The organism is Bradyrhizobium sp., assembly GCF_049691595.1.
Lineage (GTDB): Bacteria > Pseudomonadota > Alphaproteobacteria > Rhizobiales > Xanthobacteraceae > Bradyrhizobium.
In genome coordinates this window covers 1-3131 of the sequence record NZ_JBAVNZ010000413.1, presented here as the reverse complement: position 1 = coordinate 3131, position 3131 = coordinate 1, and the positions used below count along the sequence as shown (strand labels likewise).

The following is a 3131-nucleotide window of genomic DNA, read 5'->3' as shown; positions in this document are numbered from 1 at the left end:
CGATTTTGCTGCGCCGGGATAGAGTGGCCCGCCGTCAGGGTCGCGCGGCCAGGGCCCCTCGGTCTCGCGTTGCGCGACCAGGCGCGCGATGTCCGCGCGGCTCTCGAAACCGGGATAGATCAGGCCCTGCGCCGACAATGTGTCGACCGCGTCGCGATAGCTGGCAAAATGCTGCGACTGCCGCCGCACCGGCGTTTCCCAGCAGATCCCGAGCCAGGCGAGATCCTGGTAAATCGCAGCCTCGTATTCCGGCCGGCATCGCGCGGCGTCGATGTCCTCGATGCGCAACAAGAATCTGCCGCCGGCCCGGCGCGCCAGGTCGAAATTCAACAGCGCCGAAAAGGCGTGGCCGAGATGGAGATAGCCGTTCGGGCTCGGCGCAAATCGGAAAACGGGTGGCGGCATTGCTCTCTTTCGCAGGACATGATGGTTTTAGGTCCCAATGACCATCCATCTCAACACCCAGGCCGATCTCGAAGACGCCATCCGCCTGCTGGTCGCGCGGGATCTCCGGCTCAAGCCGATCTTCGAGCTCACCGGCATGCCGGCGCTGCGCCAGCGCGAGCCCGGCTTTGCCGGCCTTGCCGCGATCGTCTGCGGCCAGCAACTGTCGACGGCGAGCGCGGCGGCGATCTGGGCCCGAATCAGCGCGGCCTTCGATCCGTTTCATCCCGACGCGCTGCGCAAGGCGCGCGCCGACCGTCTCGGCCGGCTCGGACTGTCGGCGGCCAAGATCAAGACCCTGAAAAGCATCGCGCGCGAACTCGCCGAGGAACGGCTCAATCTCGATGTGCTGGCCAATGAAGACGCCGACGCCGCCCACAACACGCTGACCGCGCTGCACGGCATCGGCCCGTGGACCGCCGACGTCTACCTGCTGTTCTGTCTCGGCCATGGCGATGCGTGGCCCGCGGGCGACCTTGCCGTGCAGGAAGCGGTCAGGATCGGGCTCGGCCTGAAGACGCGCCCGACCGCGAAACAGATGGCGCCGCTGGCGGAACCGTGGCGTCCGCTGCGCGGCGCCGCGGCGCATTTGTGGTGGGCCTATTACCGGGTGCTGAAGAAGCGCGAGGGCGTGATAGCAGGACAGAAACAGATCAAGACCCGCGCCGGCAACGTGCCCGGGTCCAAGTAATGACATGGGAGGGCTTCGCCATTGCATGCGTCGTTCCGTACTCGGCCCTTTCTGCACGCTGCCGAATGGGTATAGGTTTGCGAACGGGAAAGACGCCGCACAGACGGCCGATGAAGAGAAACGCGCATGCTGGACAAAACGGACGATCTTTCGCTGGCCGCCGATACCTGGCTCGCGCAATTCGAGGACGCCCTCGCAAGGCCGGAAGACGGCCTGCGGAATAGCCTGTTTCACCCCGACAGCTACTGGCGCGACGTGCTGGCGCTGAGCTGGAACATCCAGACCATCAACGGCGCGGACGCCATTCTGCAAGAGTTGAGGACGCAGGCGCGCCGCGCCGCGCCCGATGGATTTGCGATCGATCCCGACCGCGCCGCGCCGCGCAAGGTGATGCGGGCCGGCACCAGCGCGATCGAGGCGATCTTCCGGTTCGAGACCGCGGTCGGGCGCGGCAGCGGGATTGTCCGGCTGATCCCGGACCTGGCCGACGGCAACACGCTGAAGGCCTGGACATTGCTGACCGAGCTTGGCGAGTTGAAGGGTTTCGAGGAGCAGCTTGGAGCCGCGCGGCCGCGGGGCAACGCCTATTCGCGCGATTTTCGCGGGCCGAACTGGCTCGATCTGCGCAAGGCCTCGGCCGACTATGCCGACCGTGACCCCACCGTTCTGGTGATCGGCGGCGGCCAGTCCGGACTGTGCATCGCCGCGCGCCTGAAGCAGTTGCAGGTCGACACCCTGATCGTCGATCGCGAGGCGCGCATCGGCGACAACTGGCGCAAGCGCTATCATGCGCTGACCTTGCACAACCAGGTGCAGGTCAATCATTTGCCTTACATGCCGTTCCCGCCGAACTGGCCGACCTATATCCCCAAGGACAAGCTCGCCAACTGGTTCGAGGCCTATGTCGAGGCGATGGAGCTGAATTTCTGGACCGCAACCGAATTCGAGGCCGGCAACTACGACGAGACCGAGCAACGCTGGACCGTGACCTTGCGCCGCGCCGACGGCTCCAGGCGCACCATGCATCCGCGCCATGTCGTGCTGGCGACCGGCGTCAGCGGCATCCCGAACCTGCCTGACATCCCCGGCCTGAAGAATTTCACCGGCAAGGTGATGCATTCCAGCCAATATGACGACGGCGAGAACTGGAAGGGCAAACGCGCGATCGTGATCGGCACCGGCAACAGCGGCCACGACATCGCGCAGGACCTCCACTCCAGCGGCGCCGGGGTCACGCTGGTGCAGCGCAGCCCAACGCTGATCGTCAGCATCGAACCCTCGGCGCAACTGGTCTACGCGCCCTATAACGAGGGGACGCTCGAGGATAACGACCTGATCGCGACCTCGATGCCGCTCAAGCTGGCGCGCAAGAGTCATGCGATGACGACGGAGAAATCCAGGGAACTGGACAAGGAGTTGCTGGAAGGACTGGCCCGTGTCGGCTTCAAGCTCGACTTCGGCGAGAACAACACCGGCTGGCAGTTCAAATATCTCACCCGCGGCGGCGGCTATTATTTCAACGTCGGCTGCTCCGACCTGATCGTCAAGGGCGAAATCGCGCTGAAGCAGTTTGCCGACATCGAAGGCTTTACGACCGAGGGGGCGCGGATGAACGACGGCAAAACCATCGCCGCCGACCTGATCGTGCTGGCGACCGGCTACCGGCGCCAGGAAGAGCTGGTGCGAAAGCTGTTCGGCGAGGCGGTGGAAAAACGCGTCGGCCCGATCTGGGGATTCGGCGACGGGCAGGAACTGCGCAACATGTATACGCGCACCGGCCAGCCCGGCCTCTGGTTCATCGCCGGTGGGCTGGCGCAATGCCGGATCGGCTCAAAACATCTGGCGCTGCAGATCAAGGCGATCGAGGAAGGGTTTTTGCCGCGCGATGTAGGCCCTCGCGCGGCCGTGGCGTGAATCAACCAACCGTCATTCCGGGGCGTGCGAAGCACGAACTATGATGTGCAATTGCACATCAGAGAATCCATAACCACGATCG

3 protein-coding genes are annotated in these 3131 nt (G+C 64.8%); 2 read left to right on the top strand and 1 reads right to left on the bottom strand.

Annotated elements, in window-relative coordinates; translation table 11 throughout:
• Positions 1 to 405 (bottom strand): glutamate--tRNA ligase family protein (locus tag WCE35_RS17570; RefSeq protein ID WP_424594601.1); only part of this gene is annotated, 405 nt, incomplete at its 3' end.
• Between the two features lie 37 nt (positions 406 to 442).
• Here WCE35_RS17570 and WCE35_RS17565 point away from each other — a divergent pair.
• Both WCE35_RS17565 and WCE35_RS17560 read left to right on the top strand, forming a co-directional pair.
• Positions 443 to 1135 carry a DNA-3-methyladenine glycosylase family protein gene (locus WCE35_RS17565; protein ID WP_424594600.1) on the top strand — a complete coding sequence of 231 codons (693 nt, stop codon included), beginning with the start codon at positions 443 to 445 and terminating at the stop codon, positions 1133 to 1135.
• 126 nt (positions 1136 to 1261) lie between these two features.
• A complete protein-coding gene (locus WCE35_RS17560) occupies positions 1262 to 3049 on the top strand; it encodes a flavin-containing monooxygenase (protein ID WP_424594599.1) in 1788 nt (595 codons plus the stop codon).
• Positions 3050 to 3131: the final 82 nt, after the last annotated feature.

Coding starts and splice junctions, on each gene's coding strand:
- WCE35_RS17560 (WP_424594599.1), top strand. CDS start 1,262: ATGCTGGACAAAACGGACGATCTTTCGCTGGCCGCCGATACCTGGCTC.
- WCE35_RS17565 (WP_424594600.1), top strand. CDS start 443: ATGACCATCCATCTCAACACCCAGGCCGATCTCGAAGACGCCATCCGC.